Genomic DNA, 18,299 nt, shown 5'->3' on the forward strand with positions numbered 1-18,299 from the left:
TGCGGCTCCGGTGCGGAGCTCCCGACAGCCCGGCCGTCGGTCAGCAGCGACTCTCTACTGTGCCACATCGTCAGCCGACGATGCGCGGCGGCCCCGTCCACGGCCCCGCCTGCAACTCGGCCAGCAGCGCGGGGAGCTCGGCCGGCACGAGGTCCACGCGCGCCGCCAGTTCTTCCGCCGCCCACCACCGGTGCGGCTCGTCGGCCAGCACCTCCAGCTCGGTCAGCGCCCCGGGAACGACCTCGTGGACGACGTCGCGCAGCACGAAGAAGGTCTCGCGGGTGTCGTAGACCTGGTCGCCGAACGGGCCGACGTGCCGCCGGAGCCACACCGGCCCCTCCAGCGCGCCGGGCTCGACGTGCAGCCCGATCTCCTCGGCCAGCTCGCGAACGGCGGCCGTGCGGAGCGTCTCGCCGTCCTCCACTCCCCCGCCGGGCGTGTACCAGAACAGCACCTCGCCGGGCGGGACGGACGGGTCGGGCAGGCGCGCGCCGAGCAGCAGCACCCGGCCGGCCGGGTCGAGGACGACCACCCGCGCCGTCCTGCGCAGGACCGGCCGGTCACTCACCGGCCAGCGCCGCCCGCTCGGCGTCGGTGAGCGCGCCCTCCGGCAGCGCGGCGAGCAGATCCGGGCGGCGGGCCGCGGTGCGGCGCAGCGACTCGGCCCGGCGCCAGCGGTCGATCTCGGCGTGGTTGCCCGACAGCAGCACCGGGGGCACCTCGTGACCGCGCCAGGTCACCGGCCGGGTGTAGGACGGGCCCTCGAGCAGGCCGTCGGCGTGCGAGTCGAACTCCACGGACTCGCGGTTGCCGACGACGCCGGGGAGCAGCCGGGTCACGGCCTCGGTCATCACCAGGACCGCGGACTCCCCGCCGGCCAGCACGTAGTCGCCGATCGACACCTCGGAGACGGGTCCGGCGTCGGCGGCCCAGTCGGCGACCCGCTGGTCGATGCCCTCGTAGCGGCCGCAGGCGAAGACCAGCCCCGGCTCGGTGGCCCACTCCGCGGCCATGCGCTGGGTGAACGGCCGGCCGGCGGGGGTCGGGACGACCAGCCGGGTGCCCGGCGGGCGGACGGCGTCCAGCGCGCGGCCCCACGGCTCGGGCTTCATCACCATGCCGGGGCCGCCGCCGTAGGGGGCGTCGTCGACGGTGCGGTGGACGTCGTCGGTCCACTGCCGCAGGTCGTGCACGCCGACCTCGACCAGGCCGCGCTCGATGGCCTTGCCCAGCAGCGACTGACGCAGCGGCGCCAGGTACTCGGGGAAGATCGTGACGACGTCGATGCGGAAGGCGTCGCTCAGTGCACCCGGTTCGCTCCCGCGGGCCGCTCCGCTCCTCGCTCGTTCCTCGCTGCGATGCTCACGCCCCTGTCCGCTCACAGGTCGAGCAGCCCCTCCGGCGGATCGACGACCAGGAACCCTCCGTCGACGTCGACGGTGGGCACGATCGCCGAGACGAAGGGGATCAGCGCCTCGCGCCCCTCGGCGCGGCGCACGACCAGCAGGTCCTGCGCCTCGTGCCGGACGGCGGTGACCTCGCCGAGCACCGAGTCGTCGGTCAGCCGCGCGGTCAGGCCGACCAGCTGGTGGTCGTAGTAGGAGTCGGGCTCCTCGATCTCCGGCAGGTCGGCGACGCGGACCAGCAGGAGGGTGTTGCGCAGCTCGTCCACGGCCTCGCGGACGTCGTAGACCTCACCGGCCGGACCGGCCAGCTGCAGCAGCAGGGTGCCGCTGTGCCAGCGCTTGTCGACGACGGTGAGCGGGCCCCGGTCGGCCGGATCGGTGAGCAGCACCGCGCCGGGGGCGAAGCGGAGGTCGGGGTCGTCCGTGCGGACCTCGACGGTGGCGAGCCCACGGACACCGTGGGGCCGGCCGATGCGGCCGACCACCACGGTGTCGGTGGGTTCGTCCTGTGTCACGTGTTCGCGCTCGAAGAGCTCGTGCTCAGCGCCCGTCGGTGTCGACGACGTCGACCCGCAGGCCCCGTCCGCCGACTCCGGTCATCACCTGGCGCAGCGCCTTGGCGGTGCGCCCGCCGCGGCCGATGACCTTGCCGAGGTCGTCGGGGTGCACCCGGATCTCGAGGGTCTTGCCGCGGCGGTTGGTGAGCAGGTCGACGGTGACGTCGTCGGGGTTGTCGACGATGCCCTTGACCAGGTGCTCGAGCGCTTCTTCGAGCACGTCTTACTCGGCCGGCGTCTCGGCCGGAGCAGCGTCGGCCGCGGGGGCCTCGGCGGCGTCGGCCTTGGGAGCGTCGGCCTTGGGGGCGGCCTTCTTCTTCGGGGTGGTGGCACCGGCGGCCGGCTCGTCCATGCCGGAGCGGACGGCGGCCTCGTAGAGGGCCTTCTTGTCCGGCTTCGGCTCGGCGACCTTCATGGGCGGCGGCGCGGCCTCGCCCTTGAACTTCTGCCAGTCACCGGTGACCCGGAAGATGGCGGCGACGGCCTCGGTCGGCTGCGCGCCGACACCCAGCCAGTACTGCGCCCGCTCGGAGTCGACCTCGATGAAGGAGGGGTCCTCCTTCGGGTGGTACTTGCCGATCGTCTCGATCGAGCGCCCGTCGCGCTTGGTGCGGGCGTCGGCGACGACGATGCGGTAGTACGGCGCGCGCATCTTGCCGAGGCGCATGAGCTTGATCTTGGTTGCCACGGTGTGTGGTGTTCTCCTCGAACGCGTTTCGGTGCTCGCCGGAACGACGTGTGGGGGTACGCCGGGGCGGAGCCAGGGACACGGGCGTCAACGGTGAGAGGGCCGCTGCCGCCGTGTTCGACCGTTCATTGTGCCAGAAAGAGGAGCCCTCCCTCCTCCCGCCCTCGCAGGCCCGGGCGCGGGCCTCTGGACGGGGCCGAGGAGCTAGTCCTCCGCGGCGACCAGGAAGCCGCCCCAGCCGTCGTAGCTCCCGCCGTGCCGGTCGACGATGCCCACGACTTCACGGGTGAAGGCGGCCGCGGTGTCGGAGTCGACGGCGGTCATCGCGCTGAACTCCAGCCAGACGGTGAGGAACCGGCGCCGCAGCCCGTCGATCCGGTAGCCGGCGGCGACCAGCTCCTCCCCCGCCGCCTCGGCCGCCCTCCGCGACCGGAAGCCGGCCAGGTGGTCGATCGGCCGGGGCTGGTGCACCTGGTCGCCCATGCCCAGGCGCTGGTCCACCAGCTGGGCGCTGAGGGCCACCTGCTCCTCGACGTCCCGCGGCACGGCGCGGGGCTCAGCCGCGGACGGCGGCGACGACCCGGCCGGCCGCGCCGTCGACCGGGATCTCCTCGCGCTCGCCGGACTTCCGGTCCCGCAGCTCGACGACGCCCTCGGCCAGGCCGCGGCCGACGGTGACGATCGTCGGCATGCCGAGCAGCTCGGCGTCCTTGAACTTCACGCCGGGCGAGACCTTGGGCCGGTCGTCGTAGAGCACGGTGAGTCCCTGCCCCACCAGCTCCTGGGCGAGCGCCTCGGCGGCCTCGAAGACGGCGGCGTCCTTGCCGGTGGCCACGATGTGCACGTCGGCCGGGGCGACCTCGCGCGGCCAGACCAGACCCAGCTCGTCGTGGGTGGACTCGGCGATCGCGGCGACGGCGCGGGAGACCCCGATGCCGTAGGAGCCCATCGTGACGGTGACGAGCTTGCCGTTCTCGTCGAGCACCTTGAGGTCCAGCGCCTCGGCGTACTTGCGGCCGAGCTGGAAGATGTGGCCGATCTCCACGCCGCGGGCGAGCTCCAGCGGGCCGGAGCCGTCGGGCGCGGGGTCGCCGGCGAGCACCTCGGCGGCCTCGATGACGCCGTCCCAGGTGAAGTCGCGCCCCGCGACCAGGTCGAACACGTGCTTGCCGGGCCGGTTCGCGCCGGTGATCCAGCGGGTGCCCTTCACGACCCGCGGGTCCACCAGGTAGCGGATCCCCGACTCGCTCTCGCTGCCGAGCGCCTGGGGGCCGATGTAGCCCTTGACCAGCGCGGGGTGCTTGTCGAAGTCGGCGAACGGCTCGACCTCGGCGGGGGCGACCTGCGCCTCCAGCCGCTTGAGGTCGACCTCGCGGTCGCCGGGGATGCCGATGACCAGCGGCTCGCGGGTGCCGTCGGGGTGCACCAGCAGGACGACGACGTTCTTCAGCGTCGAGGCGGCGGTGTAGCCCTCCTCGGGGAACATCTCCTGCGCGACGGCGACGAGCGTCTCGATGGTCGGGGTGTCGGGAGTGTCCTCGACGTGCGCCTCCGGCAGGCCGTCGAGCGGGATCTCGTCGGGGACGACCGTGGTGACCGCCTCCACGTTGGCCGCGTAACCGCCGGGCGAGCGGACGAAGGTGTCCTCACCGATCGCCGTCGGGTGCAGGAACTCCTCGCTCTTGGAGCCGCCCATGGCCCCGGACATCGCCGAGACGATGGCGTACTCGAGGCCGAGGCGGTCGAAGATGCGGATGTAGGCGTCCCGGTGCGCGGCGTAGGACTTGTCCAGGCCGGCGTCGTCGACGTCGAAGGAGTAGCTGTCCTTCATCGTGAACTCGCGGCCGCGCAGCAGGCCGGCGCGGGGACGCGCCTCGTCCCGGAACTTGGTCTGGATCTGGTACAGCGACAGCGGCAGGTCCTTGTACGACGAGTACAGGTCCTTCACCAGGAGCGTGAACATCTCCTCGTGCGTGGGGCCGAGCAGGTGGTCGACACCTCGGCGGTCCTGCAGGCGGAACAGGTTGTCGCCGTACTCGGTCCAGCGGCCGGTGGCCTCGTAGGGCTCCTTGGGCAGCAGCGAGGGGAAGTGCACCTCCTGGGCGCCCATCCGGTCCATCTCCTCGCGGACGATCCGCTCGACGTTGCGGAAGACCCGGAAGCCCAGCGGCAGCCAGCTGAACCCGCCGGGGGCGGCACGCCGGATGTAGCCGGCGCGCACCAGCAGGCGGTGGCTCGGGACCTCGGCGTCGGCCGGGTCGTCCCGAAGGGTCCGCAGGAACAGGGAGGACATCCGCAACAGCACGGAGCGAGTCTCCCAGGCGGCCGCAGGCCGACGTCCACGGGACCGGCTTGGCGCGGCCGACGGCCGGGGGCGACCCGTCAGGCCGGCTCGGGCACCCCGCCCGGGTCGCCGCCGGGGTCGTCGGGCGAGGGCTCGACCGGCGCGGGCGGCAGCGTGTCGGGTGTGTCGGGCAGCAGCTCGCCCGGGTCGTCGGGCGCCGGCTCGGTCGGGTCGATCGGGGAGTCCGGTTCCGGGAGTGGCGTGACCATGCGACGAGTCAACCAGCGTCGCCGCGCGGTCGGCACGTCGTGACGGAGCGCCGTCCCGGTCTGCCGGACTGCCGTGGCCTGAGTCGCAGGCGCCGCCGCCCGGCGCAGCGTGGCTACGATCGAGCAGGTCAGAGGCTCGTCGACATCCCCCGCGCGGGGCCGATCCCGGGAGCGAGGAAGTTCGTGGGCCGAGACCGCCAGCAGGACGATCGCGGCGGTCGGCCGCTGCCCCCACGGCTCGACCCGCGCGCCGGCCTCCCGCCGCGTTCCCGCGCCGGTGCCAGCCCTGCCGGCCTCCGCGAGCGGGGCGGTCGCCGCCGTCTCGTGGTCGGCAGCCGGATCGTCGCCGGGCTGCTCTCGGCGCTGCTGCTCGCCGGCTCCGGGTGGGGCTGGTACCTCGGCCAGGTCGCCGACGCGACGGTCAACCGGACCGACGCCATCCCCACCGACGGCAACGACGACAGCGGGGACGTCGGCGAGGCGATGAACCTGCTGCTGGTCGGCAACGACAGCCGCAGCACGCTCACCGAGGAGCAGCTGGCCGAGTTCCAGGCCGGCACCGACTCCGGCATCAACACCGACACGATGATCCTCGTGCACGTCCCCGCCGACGGGTCGCGCGCCTCGTTCGTCTCCTTCCCCCGCGACTCCTGGGTGGAGATCCCCGGCCACGGCATGGACAAGCTCAACGCCGCCTACGCCTACGGCTACGCCGCCGCCGGCGACGCCGCCAGCGAGAGCGCCCGCCAGGCCGCCGGCGCCCAGCTGCTGGTGCGCACGATCAGCCGGCTGACGGGGCTGCAGATCGACCACTACGCCGAGGTGGACCTGCTCGGCTTCTTCGAACTGAGCACCGTCGTGGGCGGCGTCGAGGTCAACCTCTGCGAGCCCGTGGACGACCGCGAGTGGTCCGGCGCGGTCTTCCCCGCCGGCGAGCAGACGATCAGCGGCGCGGACGCGCTCAAGTTCGTCCGCCAGCGCCACGGGCTGCCGGGGGGCGACTTCGACCGCATCGTCCGCCAGCAGGTCTTCATCGCCGGGGTGCTGCGCAAGATGCTCTCCGACGACGTGCTGCTCGACCTCGGCAAGCAGCGCGAGCTCGTCCAGGCCGCCGCCGAGTCCCTGACGGTGGACGAGGACCTCAACCTGCTGCAGCTCGCCGAGCAGATGCAGTCGGTCACCACCGGCAGCATCGAGTTCCAGACCGTGCCCAACCTCGGGATCGACCGGGAGGGCAACGCGTCGATCGTCCGGCTCGCCGACGAGACCACCCTGCGCCAGTTCTTCGCCCAGCTGTCGGCCGAACCCGAGGAGGCCGCGCCGGAGGCCGCCCCGCCGGAGCCGGTCGACCCCGCCGAGGTGGCGGTCGCCGTCTTCAACGGCTCCGGCACCAGTGGCCTGGCCGCGCAGGCGGAGACCCAGCTGGAGGCCGAGGGCTTCTCGGTGGTCTCCACGGGCAACGCTGACTCCGCCGACTACGCGCAGACCGAGGTCCGGTACGCCGCCGGCGACGAGGCCCTCGCCGCCACCCTCTCCGCCGAGATCCCGGGCGCCGTCACCCGGGCGGTCGACGACGCCACCCCGGGCACCGTCCAGCTCGTCCTCGGCTCGGACTTCAACGGCATCGGCCAGGAGACGGACGTCCAGCCGCTGGTGGCCGAGGCCGAGGAGGAGGCCCGCACCGCCGCCGACACCGGCTGCATCAACTGACGCCCACGCAGCTGCGGGAAACGCCCGCTGATCAGGCGACGACGCGGCCGCGCAGGATGGTTCGTCGCGGTCGCTGCAACGAGTCGAGGTCGGCGCGCGGGTCGGTCTCGTACACGACGACGTCGGCCGTCGCCCCCTCCTCGATCCCCCGCAGCCCGAGCCACTCCCGCGCCCGCCACGAGCCCGCCGCCAGGGCCGCCTCGGCCGGGATGCCGGCCTGGCACAGCGCCCGGATCTCGTCGGCGATGACGCCGTGGTCGATGCCGCCGCCGGCGTCGGTGCCGGCGAACACCGGCACGCCCGCCTCGTACGCGGCCCGCACCACCGCACCGGAGTTCGCATACAGCCGCCGCATCGTGCTGGCGTAGCTGGGGAACTTCTGCTCCCCCGCCGCCGCGAACCCCGGGAAGTTCTCCACGTTCACCAGCGTCGGGACGACGGCGGTGCCGCGGCGGGCCATCTCGCCGATGAGCTCCTCGGTCAGCCCGGTGCCGTGCTCGATGCAGTCGATCCCGGCCTCGATCAGCGCCGGCAGCGCGTCGGTGCCGAAGGTGTGCGCGGTGACCCGGGCGCCCTCCTCGTGCGCCGCCGCGATCGCCGCGGCGACGACGTCGGCCGGCCACTCGGGGGCCAGGTCGCCGACCGACCGGTCGATCCAGTCGCCGACCAGCTTCACCCAGCCGTCACCCCGGCCGGCCTGGATGCGCGTCTGCTCGACGAGGTCCTCGGGCTCCAGCTCGACGGCCAGCCCCGGGATGTACCGGCGGGTGCGGGCGATGTGCCGCCCGGCCCGGATGATCGTCGGCAGCTCCGGGTCGCCGTCCAGCTCCCGGGTGTCCACCGGCGAGCCGCAGTCGCGCAGCGCCAGCACCCCGGCGTCCCGCTCCACCAGCGCCTGCGTGCGCGCGTGGGCGATGTCCTCGACGTGCCCGCCGCCGCGGGCGATGCCCACGTGGCAGTGCGCGTCGACCAGGCCGGGCAGCAGCCAGCCACCCCGGCTCACCGTCTCCGCTCCCGGGACCGGCTCGAAGGTGAACCGCCCGTCGCGCACCCAGACGTCGCGGTGCTCGCCCTCGGGCAGCACCACACCGGACAGGTGGAGGGCGGGGGCGGTCACCGCCCGTTGCCGTCCTTGAACTGGTCGAAGTTCAGCTTGGTGAGGTCAGGCATGCCCTGACCCGGGGGCAGCCCCGGCATCCCGCCGCCGCCGAAGGGGTTCGCCCCGAAGGTGTTGCCCGCGCCGGGCGGCAGCCCGGGGGCGCCCACGGGACGGCGCGCCGGGCCACCCTTGCCCTTGCCCTTCTTCCCCTTGCCCTTCTTCGACTGCGCCTGCATCTGCCGACCGCGAGCCTTCTTCGACATGGGGCCCATGCCGGGCAGACCCATGCTGCCGGCCATCTGGCCCATCATCTTCTGGGCCTGCGCGAACCGCTCCAGCAGGCCGTTGACCTCGGTGACCGTCACGCCCGAGCCGTTGGCGATGCGCACCCGGCGCGACGAGTTGATGATCTTCGAGTTGACCCGCTCCTCGGGCGTCATCGACTGGATGATCGCCGCCGTGCGGTCGAGATCGCGGTCGTCGACCTGCTTGAGCTGCTCCTTCATCTGGCCCGCGCCCGGGAGCATGCCGAGCAGGTTGGCGATCGGCCCCATCTTGCGGATCGCCATCATCTGCTCGAGGAAGTCCTCGAGGGTGAAGCCCTCGCGGGAGGCGAGCTTGCCCGCCATCCGCTCGGCCTGCTCGGCGTCGAACGTCCGCTCGGCCTGCTCGATCAGCGTGAGCATGTCGCCCATGCCGAGGATTCGCGAGGCCATCCGCTCGGGGTGGAAGACGTCGAAGTCGCTGAGCTTCTCGCCGGTGGAGGCGAACATGATCGGCTGGCCGGTCACGTACCGCACCGACAGCGCGGCACCACCGCGGGCGTCGCCGTCGAGCTTGGTGAGGACGACGCCGCTGAACCCGACGCCCTCCTGGAACGCCTGGGCCGTCGTGACGGCGTCCTGGCCGATCATCGCGTCGACCACGAACAGCGTCTCGTCCGGGCGGACCGCGTCGCGGATGTCGGCCGCCTGCTGCATCAGCTCGGCGTCGATGCCCAGCCGGCCGGCGGTGTCGACGACGACGACGTCGTGCATGGTCCGGCGGGCGTGCTCGATCGAGTCGCGGGCCACCTGCACCGGGTCGCCGACCCCGTTGCCCGGCTCCGGCGCGAAGACGTCGACCCCCGCCTGACCGGCGACGATCGACAGCTGGTTCACCGCGTTGGGGCGCTGGAGGTCGGCGGCGACCAGCAGCGGTGTGTGCCCCTGCGACTTCAGCCAGCGGCCCAGCTTGCCGGCGAGGGTGGTCTTACCGGCACCCTGCAGACCGGCCAGCATGATCACCGTCGGCGACTGCTTGGCCAGCCGGATGCGGCGGGTCTCGCCGCCGAGGATCTGGATGAGCTCCTCGTTGACGATCTTGACGACCTGCTGCGCCGGGTTCAGCGCCTGCGAGACCTCCGCCCCCCGGGCGCGCTCCTTGACCGCACTGATGAATGCCCGCACCGCGGGCAGCGCGACGTCGGCCTCCAGCAGCGCGATGCGGATCTCCCGCGCGGTCGAGTCGATGTCCGCGTCGGACAGCCGGCCCTTCCCGCGCAGGCCGGTGAACACCTTGTCCAGGCGGTCGGAGAGGGTCTCGAACACAGCACGTCCTCAGCAGTCTCGGGCGCGGGCTCGCCGCGCCACCTGTCTCCCAGCGTATCGAGTGGGGAGGTGACGGGGCGGCCCTCCCGCAGGGTCCCGCCGCCAGCCGGCAGGCGGTGGGGGGCGGGAGCCCCGCCCAGAGGCTCACGCCGAGCGTGCGAGGCGTGAGGGGGACGGGGAGTTTTCTCAGGCCGCGCGGGCGGAGCGGACCTCGGCGCGCAGCAGGGCCGTCTGACCGGTGACGATCGCGGTGCCGCAGTCGGCGCACGCCCACTCGGGGCACTCGCCGCCGTCCTCGGTGTGGCCGTCGACGCACGGCGGCTGCACGAAGTCCCGGTCGTCCCCGCAGGACGGGCAGGGCCAGTGGCGGCTCTCCACGAGTCGGCTCCTCTCGGCAGGTGGGACCGGTCCGTCCCCTCTGCCCACGACCGTCGCACGCGGGTACGACAGAACGAGGTAGCTCAGGACGGCGTGTCGGGTCCCGCCGCCACGGCCGGGCCCCGGGTGGCCGCGACGAGGGCCGCGTCGACCCGTTGCCGCTGCTCCGGGTCCACCGGGGAGCCCGAGGGGTCGGCCACGTAGAAGCAGTCGACCGCGTCCCCGCCGAGCGTCTCGATCCGGGCCGACGTGACGTCCAGCCCCTCCGCCGCGATCGCCGCGGTCAGCCGGTAGAGCAACCCGGTCCGGTCCCCCGCGCGCACCTCCACGATCCCGGTCGCCCGCCCGCTGACCTCGTGGTTGTGCCAGGAGATCCGCGGTGGCGCGGAGCGGGTCTCCTGGCGGTAGTCGGCCTCCCGCTGCCGCAGCCGCTCGGGCAGCGAGAGCGTCCCCTCCAGGGCGGCGCGCACGCCGTCGGCGAGGATCTCCGGCACCGGCGCCCGCCCGAACCGGGGCCGCACCGCGAACACGCCGGTGCCGTAGCCGTCGGCCACGGTCATCTTCGCGGCCCGCACGTCGAGCTGGTTCAGCGCGAGCACACCGGCGCAGGTGCTGAGCAGCCCCGGCCGGTCGGGGGCCCCGATCGTCACCTGCTGGCCGTCGGCCACCTCCTCGATGCCGACCGTCACGCCCCGGGTCGCGCCCGGGATGCCCGGCGCGAGCACTGTCGCCTGCGCCCGCGTGGCCGGGTGCAGCACCGGCTCCGGCTCGCTCAGCGGCGCGCCGCCGAGCTGCGCCTGCACCCGGGCCACCAGCGCCGCGACCAGGTGCGCCTTCCACGGTGACCACGCCGACGCGCTCGTGGCCGCGCCGTCGGCCTGCGCCAGCGCGTGCAGCAGGTGCAGCACGGAGGCGTCGCGGCCGATGGTGGCGGCCACCCGATCGATCGTCGCCGGGTCGTCGATGTCGCGCCGGGTCGCCGTCGCCGGCAGCAGCAGGTGGTGGCGCACCAGCGTGCCGAGCGTGGCGACGTCGGCCCCGGCGAAGCCCATCCGCGCGCCGATGGCGGCGGCGATCGGCTCGCCCACCTCGCTGTGGTCACCCGGCCAGCCCTTGCCGATGTCGTGCAGCAGCGAGGCGACCAGCAGCAGGTCGGGCCGGTCGACGTCGCGGGTGAGCTCCGCGGCCGCGGCCGCGGCCTCGATCAGGTGCCGGTCGACGGTGAAGCGGTGCCAGGGGTGCCGCTGCGGCAGCGACCGGATGCGGTCCCACTCGGGCAGCAGGCGGGCGAGCAGGCCCTCCTGGTCCAGCTGCTCCAGCACCGGCACGGCGGACCGGCCGCTGGCCAGCAGCCGGAGGAAGGACCACCGGACCTCCGACGGCCAGGGCTCCGGCACCGGCGGGCTGTGCACGGCGAGCACCTTGAGCGTGTACGGCGACAGGAGCAGGTCGGCCCGGGCGGCGGCCGCTGCCGCCCGCAGGAGCAGCCCGGGGTCGGCGGCCGGCCGGGCGTCCCGCGCGAGCACCACCTCGTCGCCCTGCCGGACGACGCCGTCGGCCAGCGGCTCGCGCCGCACCCGGCGGTAGCGGCCCCGGGGACGGCGGACCAGCCCGGCCTCCACCCGGCGCCACGTCTCGTCGGCGACGAACGCCAGCCGCCGCCCGGCCAGGCTCACCTCGCGCAGCAGCACGTCCTCGTCGGCCAGGCCCAGCGCGGCGGCCACCGCCCGCTGCTCCTGGCGCACCAGGACGTCGGAGGCCCGCCCGGACCGCCGGCGCAGTTCGTCGCGCACGTCGAGCAGGAAGGCGTAGGCCTGCTCGACCTCCGCGGCGGGCTCGTCGGCGAGCTGGGCGGCGGCCGCCGCACGCAGCATCTGCCCCTCGCGCAGGCCGCCGTAGGCCTCCTTCAGGTCCGGTTCCAGCAGGAAGGCGAGCTCGCCCAGGCGGCGGCCGCGCTCGCGCCGCAGGTCGCGCAGCTGCGGCAGGAGCCGGGAGGCGTGCTGCCGCCAGCTGGCCAGGGTCGCCGTGCGCAGCCGGGCGGCCAGCCCGGCGTCGCCGGCCACCAGCCGGGCGTCGAGCAGCCCGAGCCCGGCCTTGACGTCGGTGGAGGCGACGGCGACCGCCTCGGAGACCGAGCGCACCGAGTGGTCCAGCCGCAGGCCGGCGTCCCAGACCGGGTACCAGAGGGCGTCGGCGAGGGCGGCGACCTCCGGCCGGTCCTCGTGCACGAGGACCAGGTCCAGGTCCCCGTGCGGCGGGGGCTCCCGGCGGCCGAGGCTGCCGACGGCGACCAGCGCCACCCCGTCGGTGCCGGTCCGGGGCGGCGTCCCCCCGCGGCGGGTGTGCGACGGCGGGGTGCCGGCCACGGCGTCGTCCAGCAGCCCGGCGAGCCATCCGTCCAGGGCCGCGACGCGTTCCGCGCGGCTCAGGCCCGGCAGCGCCTCGGTGTCCAGCACACATCCCCCTCCGGTGGAGCAACGGTCGGAAGATGCGTCGGCCGGGGCGGTGGAGGAACCCACCACCCCGGCCGACGCGGGCCCCGTCCAGAGGCTCGCCCGAGCGGGCGAGGGATGAGGAGGACGGGGTCCTTCGACTAGAGCGCGTCGTCCCCGCGCTCGCCGGTGCGGACCCGGACGACCTCGTCGATCGTCGTCACCCACACCTTCCCGTCGCCGATCTGGCCGGTGGAGGCGGCCTCGACGACGGCGTCCACGACCCGGGCGGCGTCCAGCTCGCTGACGACCACCTCGATGCGGACCTTCGGCACGAAGTCCACCTGGTACTCGGCGCCGCGGTAGACCTCGGTGTGACCCCGCTGCCGGCCGAAGCCCTGGACCTCGCTGACGGTGAGCCCGGCGATGCCGATCAGCTCGAGGGCGTTCTTGACGTCGTCGAGCTTGAACGGCTTGACGATCGCGGTGACCAGCTTCATGACCTGATCCCTTCCGTGTTCCGGGCCTCGGCGCGCGCCTGGCCGGCCATTGGGGCGGTGGAACCGCTGCTGCCGAGAGAGGCGAGGTCGTAGCCCGACTCGGCGTGCACGACGGTGTCGATACCGGTGACCTCGTCGTCCTCGGTGAGGCGGAAGCCCATCGTCTTCTGGATGACGAATCCGATGACCAGCGTAAGGACGAAGGAGAAGACGAGGACGGCCACCGCCCCGACGACCTGCCGCCAGAGCTGGTCGACGCTGCCGCCGTAGAAGAGGCTCTCCACGCCGGCGGGGGCGTCGGGGTCGGCGAAGAAGCCGATGGCGATGGTGCCCCACAGGCCGCCGACCAGGTGGACGCCGACGACGTCCAGCGAGTCGTCGTAGCCGAGCTTGTACTTCAGGCCCACTGCCAGGGCGCAGAGCGCACCGGCGATCGCGCCGATGACGATCGCGCCGATCGGCGAGACCGCGGAGCACGCCGGCGTGATGGCGACCAGACCGGCGACCACACCGGAGGCGGCGCCCAGGGACGTGGAGTGCCCGTCCCGCATCTTCTCCACCAGCAGCCAGCCGAGGATCGCCGCACCCGTGGCGACGAGGGTGTTGACCCAGACCACCGAGGCGGTGTTGTCGGCGGCCAGCGCGGAGCCGGCGTTGAAGCCGAACCAGCCGAACCACAGCAGCCCGGCGCCGATCATGACCAGCGGCAGGTTGTGCGGCCGCATGGCGTCCCGGCCGAAGCCGCGCCGCTTGCCCAGCACCAGCGCCAGCGCCAGGCCCGCCGCACCGGCGTTGATGTGCACCGCGGTGCCGCCGGCGAAGTCGATCGCGGCCAGGTCGTTGGCGATCCAGCCGCCGACCACGTCGTCGCCGTCGAAGGCGAAGACCCAGTGCGCCACCGGGAAGTAGACGATGGTCGCCCAGATGCCGGCGAAGACCATCCAGGCACCGAACTTGGCGCGGTCGGCGATCGCACCGGAGATCAGCGCGACGGTGATGATGGCGAAGACGGACTGGAAGCCGACGAAGGCCATCGTCGGGAGCGCGGCGTCGGTGTCCTCCATCAGGCCGTTGAGCCCGAAGAACTCGAAGGGGCTGCCGAGGAGGCCCCCACCGATGTCGTCCCCGAACGCGATCGAGTAGCCCCAGAGCACCCAGAGCACGCTGATCAGCGCCAGGGCCCCGAAGCTCATCATCATCATGTTGAGGACGCTCTTCGCGCGGACCATGCCGCCGTAGAACAGTGCGAGGCCTGGGGTCATCAGCAGCACGAGCGACGCACTGGTGAGGATCCAGGCGGTATTGCCGGTGTCGAGCACGGCAACCTCCTGTGTCGGGTCGTCGGCCGGGCGGCCGTATCGGTGAGCTCGCGACCTCCGTGCGAGGAGGGCGACGCGGAGTTCACCGTGCCGGGCCCGTGTTTCCGGCGACGTCGGCGCCACGTTTCGGGGTCGTGAACTCCGCAGCGCGTGTCCCGCCCCCGCGTTGCGGGCGTGTTGCGCCGACCGGACCGTGTGATCCCTCGCACCCTCAGGGCGCGCGAACGCTCCGGCTGCTCACCCCGCCGATCCCGGGGTCACCCCTCGCCGACGAGCCCCTCGGCGAACGCCCTCGGCTCGAACGGCGCCAGGTCGTCGGGGCCCTCGCCGAGCCCGATCAGCTTCACCGGGATGCCCAGCTCCTGCTGCACCCGCACGACGATGCCGCCCTTCGCGGTGCCGTCGAGCTTGGTGAGCACCACGCCGGTGACCTCGACCGCCTCGGTGAACACCCGGGCCTGCACGACGCCGTTCTGCCCCGTGGTGGCGTCGAGCACCAGCAGCACCTCGGTGACCGGCGACTGCTTCTCCACGACCCGCTTCACCTTGCCCAGCTCGTCCATGAGCCCGGACTTGGTGTGCAGCCGCCCGGCGGTGTCGACGACGACGGTGTCCACCTCGGCCTCCATGCCGGTGCGCACCGCCTCGAAGGCGACGGCGGCGGGGTCGCCGCCCTCGCGGCCGCGGACGGTGAGCACGCCCACCCGCTCGCCCCACGTCTCCAGCTGGTCGGCGGCGGCGGCCCGGAAGGTGTCGGCCGCACCGAGGACGACGCTCTTGCCGTCGCCGACGAGCACGCGCGCGAGCTTGCCGACCGTGGTCGTCTTCCCGGCGCCGTTGACCCCCACGACCAGCACCACGCCGGGCCGGCCCTCGTGCCGGGCCGTGCCGAGCGTCCGGTCGAGGTCGGGGCCCAGGACCGCGGCGAGGTTGTCGACGAGGAGCTCGCGCAGCTCGGCCCCGGAGGCGGTGGCCAGCACCATCGACTGGGTGCGCAGCCGCTCGACGATCTGGGTCGTGGCCGCGACGCCGACGTCGGCGGCGAGCAGGGTCTCCTCGATCTCCTCCCAGTCGTCCTCGGTCAGCTTCTCGCGGGCCAGCACTGTGAGCAGGCCTCGGCCCAGCGAGGACTGCGAGCGGGCCAGCCGCGAGCGCAGCCGCACCAGCCGTCCCGCCGAGGGCGCCGGGGTCTCGAACACCAGCCCCGGCTCGGGCTCGGCCGGGGGCAGCTCCACGGTCGGCGGAGCCTCGGGGACCACCGCGTCGGGCTGGTCCTGCAGGCCCAGCCCCGAGGCGGTGGCACCGGTCGGCCGCGGCTGCTCGACCGGCGGAGCGGGGGGCCGGGGGCGGGTCAGCGTCGTGCCGCTGGCGGCGTCGTCGTCGAGCCGCGTCGTCCGCCGTCCACGGCCGACGAGCAGGCTGACACCGGCGATGAGGGCGACCAGCAGGATCGCGATCGCGATCAGCACGAATTCCATGCCCCGAGTCTTCCAGCCGCCGCCCGGCCGGCACCTCCGGGACACCGGGTGCCCGCACCCGGGGACGTAGGCCAGGCTGTCCCCATGCCGCCCTCCGTTCCCAGCGTCCCCGCCCTCGTGCTGGGCCCCCTCCTGCGGCACGTCGATCCCGTCTCCGCCACCGTCTGGATCGAGACGGACCGGCCGTGCGAGGTCGACGTGCTGGGGCGGCGGGCCCGCACCTTCGCGGTCAGCGGCCACCACTACGCGCTGGTGCTGGTGGAGGGGCTCGCGCCCGGCAGCACCACGCCCTACGAGGTGCGGCTCGACGACGTCGTCGTCTGGCCACCGGTGGAGAGCGGCTTCCCGCCCAGCCGCATCCGCACCCCCGGGCGGCCCGGCCCCTTCCGGCTCGCGTTCGGGTCCTGCCGGTACGCCAGCGCCCGGACGGTGGAGGAGTCGGAGGGCATCCCGCCCGACGCCCTCGACCTCTACGCCCGGCAGCTCGCCGCCCGGCCGGAGGACGAGTGGCCCGACGCGCTCGTCCTGCTCGGCGACCAGGTCTACGCCGACGAGCTCACGAAGCGCACCCGCGGCTGGCTGGCCCGCCGCCGGGACCGGGCGCAGCTCCGCCGGGCGCCGCGCGCGCAGGTCGCGGACTTCGAGGAGTACACGCAGCTCTACGTGGAGTCGTGGCGGGACCCGGAGGTGCGCTGGCTGCTCTCCACGATCCCGTCCTCGATGATCTTCGACGACCACGAGATGATCGACGACTGGAACAGCTCGGCCGCCTGGCGGCGGACGATGCGCGCGAAGGACTGGTGGCGCGGCCGGATCACCGGCGGCCTGATCAGCTACTGGGTCTACCAGCACCTGGGCAATCTCAGCCCGCGGGAGCTGGCCGAGAACAAGGTGTGGCGCGCGGTCCAGGACCTCACCGACGCCGCCGGGGACGCGACCGTCGACGCCGAGCCGGTCCTGCGGGAGATGGCCGTCCGCGCCGACGAGGACCCCACGAGCACGCGCTGGAGCTTCGTGCGGCACTGGGGCGACGCCCGGCTGGTCATGGTCGACAGCCGCGCCGGGCGGGTGCTGCAGGAGGACGGCCGGCGCATGCTCGACGACGACGAGTTCGACTGGGTGGAGGCGGCGATGCGGCAGGCCGCCGCCGACGAGGTGCAGCACCTGGTGATCGGGACGTCGCTGCCGTGGCTGCTCCCCCACGCCGTCGACTCGCTCGAGCGGTGGAACGCCACCCTGAACGTGCGCCACCACGGCCGGCTGCGGGGCCGGCTCGCCGAGCTGGTGCGCCAGCTGGCCGATCTCGAGCACTGGGCGGCGTTCGGGCACTCCTTCGACCGGCTCGGCCGCGCGGTGCTCTCTGTGGCCCGGGGCGAGTACGGGCCGGCGCCGGCGACCACCCTGGTGCTCTCCGGCGACGTGCACCACGCCTACTCGGCGGAGGTCGTGGCGCCGGTGGGGCTCACCTCGCGCGTGCACCAGCTCACCGTCTCGCCGCTGCACAACCAGGCACCGCACCCCATCAAGGTCGCCTTCCGGATCGGCTGGAGCCGGCGCGCCCGGCGGCTCACCGAGCGGCTGGCCCGCTGGGTCGGCGCCGAGCCCGCGGGCCTGGAGTGGGAGAAGCAGGCCGGCCCGTACTTCGGCAACCAGATCGGTGAGCTGTTCCTCGACGGCCCGGAGGCCCGCTTCGTGCTCTCCGTGAGCGAGCGGGGCTCCGCTGCCCTGAGCGAGGTCGCCGACATGCAGCTCTCCGAGCCTGAGAGGGTGGCGCGGTGACGAAGCCGGCCCCCGGTCCCGACCAGCCGCCGATCCCGGTCCGCCTGGTCACGTTCAACACCCACCACGGCGTGGGCGCCGACGCCCGCCACGACCTGCCGCGGCTGGCCACGCTGCTGGCCTCGCTCGACGCCGACGTGATCTGCCTGCAGGAGGTCGACCGCCACTTCGGGCCGCGCAGCGAGGACGTCGACCAGGCGCTGCTGCTGTCCCGGGCGCTGGACATGCAGCTCGCGTGGGGGCCGGCGATCGACGAGCAGCGACCGGGCGACCAGCCGCCCCGCCAGTACGGCAACGCCCTGCTGTCGCGGTTGCCGATCCTGATCAGCGACGTCCACCCCCTGCCCGGCAGCGGCGAGCCGCGCAGCGCGCTGCGGACCATGGTGGAGCTCGACGGCGGAGCGCTGTGGATCACCGCGACGCACCTCACCACGCGGTCGGCCGAGGAGCGGGCGGCGCAGGTGGCCGCGCTGGCCGGGCTGCACACCGACGCGATGGAGACCGGCGTCCTCGTCGGTGACTTCAACACCGCACCCGACGCCCCGGAGCTGGACGCGCTGCGGCAGCGGTTCACCGACGCCTGGCGACTGGCCCGCGCCCGCGACGACCAGGGCGCCGGGTGGCGGTTCTGGCAGGCCGACGCCGGTCACACCCATCCGGCGCGGTCGCCGCACCGCCGCATCGACCAGGTCTGGGTGTCGGCCGGGATCGCCGTCGCCGGGGCCCACGTGCTCGATGCCGAGGGCGCCTCGGACCACCTGCCGGTCGTCGTCGACCTGGAGGTCCGCTCCGGGGTCTAGGCATAGGAAGC

18 protein-coding genes are annotated in these 18,299 nt (G+C 74.0%); 3 read left to right on the forward strand and 15 right to left on the reverse strand.

From position 1 onward, the window contains the following. Window positions 1–70: 70 nt before the first annotated feature. The 8 genes from ACI799_RS11930 to ACI799_RS11965 form a co-directional block, all read right to left on the reverse strand. Entirely contained in the window at window positions 71–568 is a 498-nt protein-coding gene (locus tag ACI799_RS11930; RefSeq protein ID WP_456588798.1) for an NUDIX hydrolase, read from the reverse strand. Next, a complete protein-coding gene (trmD, locus tag ACI799_RS11935; protein ID WP_456613133.1) occupies window positions 561–1,382 on the reverse strand; it encodes a tRNA (guanosine(37)-N1)-methyltransferase TrmD in 822 nt (273 codons plus the stop codon). Before trmD ends, ACI799_RS11930 begins: the two co-directional genes overlap by 8 nt. After that, the gene (gene rimM, locus ACI799_RS11940; protein ID WP_456588800.1) at window positions 1,379–1,921 is read right to left on the reverse strand and encodes a ribosome maturation factor RimM; all 543 of its coding nucleotides are present in this window, start codon (window positions 1,919–1,921) and stop codon (window positions 1,379–1,381) included. Before rimM ends, trmD begins: the two co-directional genes overlap by 4 nt. A gap of 25 nt (window positions 1,922–1,946) precedes the next feature. Beyond that, window positions 1,947–2,183: an RNA-binding protein gene (locus ACI799_RS11945; protein ID WP_113799223.1), complete on the reverse strand. Its 237-nt coding sequence runs from the start codon at window positions 2,181–2,183 to the stop codon at window positions 1,947–1,949. Between the two features lie 3 nt (window positions 2,184–2,186). Then, a complete protein-coding gene (gene rpsP, locus ACI799_RS11950) occupies window positions 2,187–2,651 on the reverse strand; it encodes a 30S ribosomal protein S16 (protein ID WP_456596928.1) in 465 nt (154 codons plus the stop codon). 204 nt (window positions 2,652–2,855) lie between these two features. Beyond that, complete coding sequence (locus ACI799_RS11955) at window positions 2,856–3,197, reverse strand: ribonuclease E inhibitor RraB (RefSeq protein ID WP_456588802.1); 342 nt, start codon at window positions 3,195–3,197, stop codon at window positions 2,856–2,858. Between the two features lie 10 nt (window positions 3,198–3,207). Beyond that, complete coding sequence (locus tag ACI799_RS11960; protein WP_456588803.1) at window positions 3,208–4,956, reverse strand: proline--tRNA ligase; 1,749 nt, start codon at window positions 4,954–4,956, stop codon at window positions 3,208–3,210. A 77-nt stretch (window positions 4,957–5,033) separates the two neighbouring features. Then, window positions 5,034–5,204 carry a hypothetical protein gene (locus tag ACI799_RS11965; protein ID WP_456588804.1) on the reverse strand — a complete coding sequence of 57 codons (171 nt, stop codon included), beginning with the start codon at window positions 5,202–5,204 and terminating at the stop codon, window positions 5,034–5,036. Window positions 5,205–5,528: 324 nt separating this feature from the next. On the opposite strand from ACI799_RS11965, the gene ACI799_RS11970 reads away from it, so the two are divergent. Next, window positions 5,529–6,914, forward strand: a complete 1,386-nt coding sequence (locus ACI799_RS11970; protein WP_456613134.1) for an LCP family protein — start codon at window positions 5,529–5,531, stop codon at window positions 6,912–6,914. A 31-nt stretch (window positions 6,915–6,945) separates the two neighbouring features. On the opposite strand, the gene ACI799_RS11975 is transcribed toward ACI799_RS11970, so the two are convergent. From ACI799_RS11975 to ftsY, 7 genes are all read right to left on the reverse strand, one after another. Then, window positions 6,946–8,031, reverse strand: coding sequence for an amidohydrolase family protein (locus tag ACI799_RS11975; protein WP_456588806.1), 1,086 nt, complete (start codon window positions 8,029–8,031; stop codon window positions 6,946–6,948). Beyond that, the gene (gene ffh, locus ACI799_RS11980) at window positions 8,028–9,602 is read right to left on the reverse strand and encodes a signal recognition particle protein (protein WP_456613135.1); all 1,575 of its coding nucleotides are present in this window, start codon (window positions 9,600–9,602) and stop codon (window positions 8,028–8,030) included. The genes ACI799_RS11975 and ffh overlap by 4 nt, the downstream gene beginning before the upstream one ends. A gap of 186 nt (window positions 9,603–9,788) precedes the next feature. After that, complete coding sequence (locus ACI799_RS11985) at window positions 9,789–9,980, reverse strand: hypothetical protein (RefSeq protein WP_456588808.1); 192 nt, start codon at window positions 9,978–9,980, stop codon at window positions 9,789–9,791. A gap of 83 nt (window positions 9,981–10,063) precedes the next feature. Continuing rightward, on the reverse strand, window positions 10,064–12,436 hold the full coding sequence (locus ACI799_RS11990) for a [protein-PII] uridylyltransferase (RefSeq protein WP_456613136.1): 2,373 nt from the start codon (window positions 12,434–12,436) through the stop codon (window positions 10,064–10,066). 137 nt (window positions 12,437–12,573) lie between these two features. Beyond that, on the reverse strand, window positions 12,574–12,912 hold the full coding sequence (locus ACI799_RS11995) for a P-II family nitrogen regulator (RefSeq protein ID WP_135146504.1): 339 nt from the start codon (window positions 12,910–12,912) through the stop codon (window positions 12,574–12,576). Continuing rightward, window positions 12,909–14,231, reverse strand: coding sequence for an ammonium transporter (locus tag ACI799_RS12000; RefSeq protein ID WP_456588810.1), 1,323 nt, complete (start codon window positions 14,229–14,231; stop codon window positions 12,909–12,911). Before ACI799_RS12000 ends, ACI799_RS11995 begins: the two co-directional genes overlap by 4 nt. Window positions 14,232–14,488: 257 nt before the next feature. After that, window positions 14,489–15,709, reverse strand: a complete 1,221-nt coding sequence (gene ftsY / locus ACI799_RS12005; RefSeq protein WP_456613137.1) for a signal recognition particle-docking protein FtsY — start codon at window positions 15,707–15,709, stop codon at window positions 14,489–14,491. A gap of 84 nt (window positions 15,710–15,793) precedes the next feature. Between ftsY and ACI799_RS12010 the strand changes: the two genes are divergently transcribed. Further along, window positions 15,794–17,488, forward strand: a complete 1,695-nt coding sequence (locus ACI799_RS12010; protein WP_456613138.1) for an alkaline phosphatase D family protein — start codon at window positions 15,794–15,796, stop codon at window positions 17,486–17,488. Beyond that, window positions 17,485–18,288 carry an endonuclease/exonuclease/phosphatase family protein gene (locus ACI799_RS12015; RefSeq protein ID WP_456588813.1) on the forward strand — a complete coding sequence of 268 codons (804 nt, stop codon included), beginning with the start codon at window positions 17,485–17,487 and terminating at the stop codon, window positions 18,286–18,288. Before ACI799_RS12010 ends, ACI799_RS12015 begins: the two co-directional genes overlap by 4 nt. Window positions 18,289–18,299: the final 11 nt, after the last annotated feature.

The organism is Blastococcus sp. SYSU DS0753 (assembly GCF_054051175.1).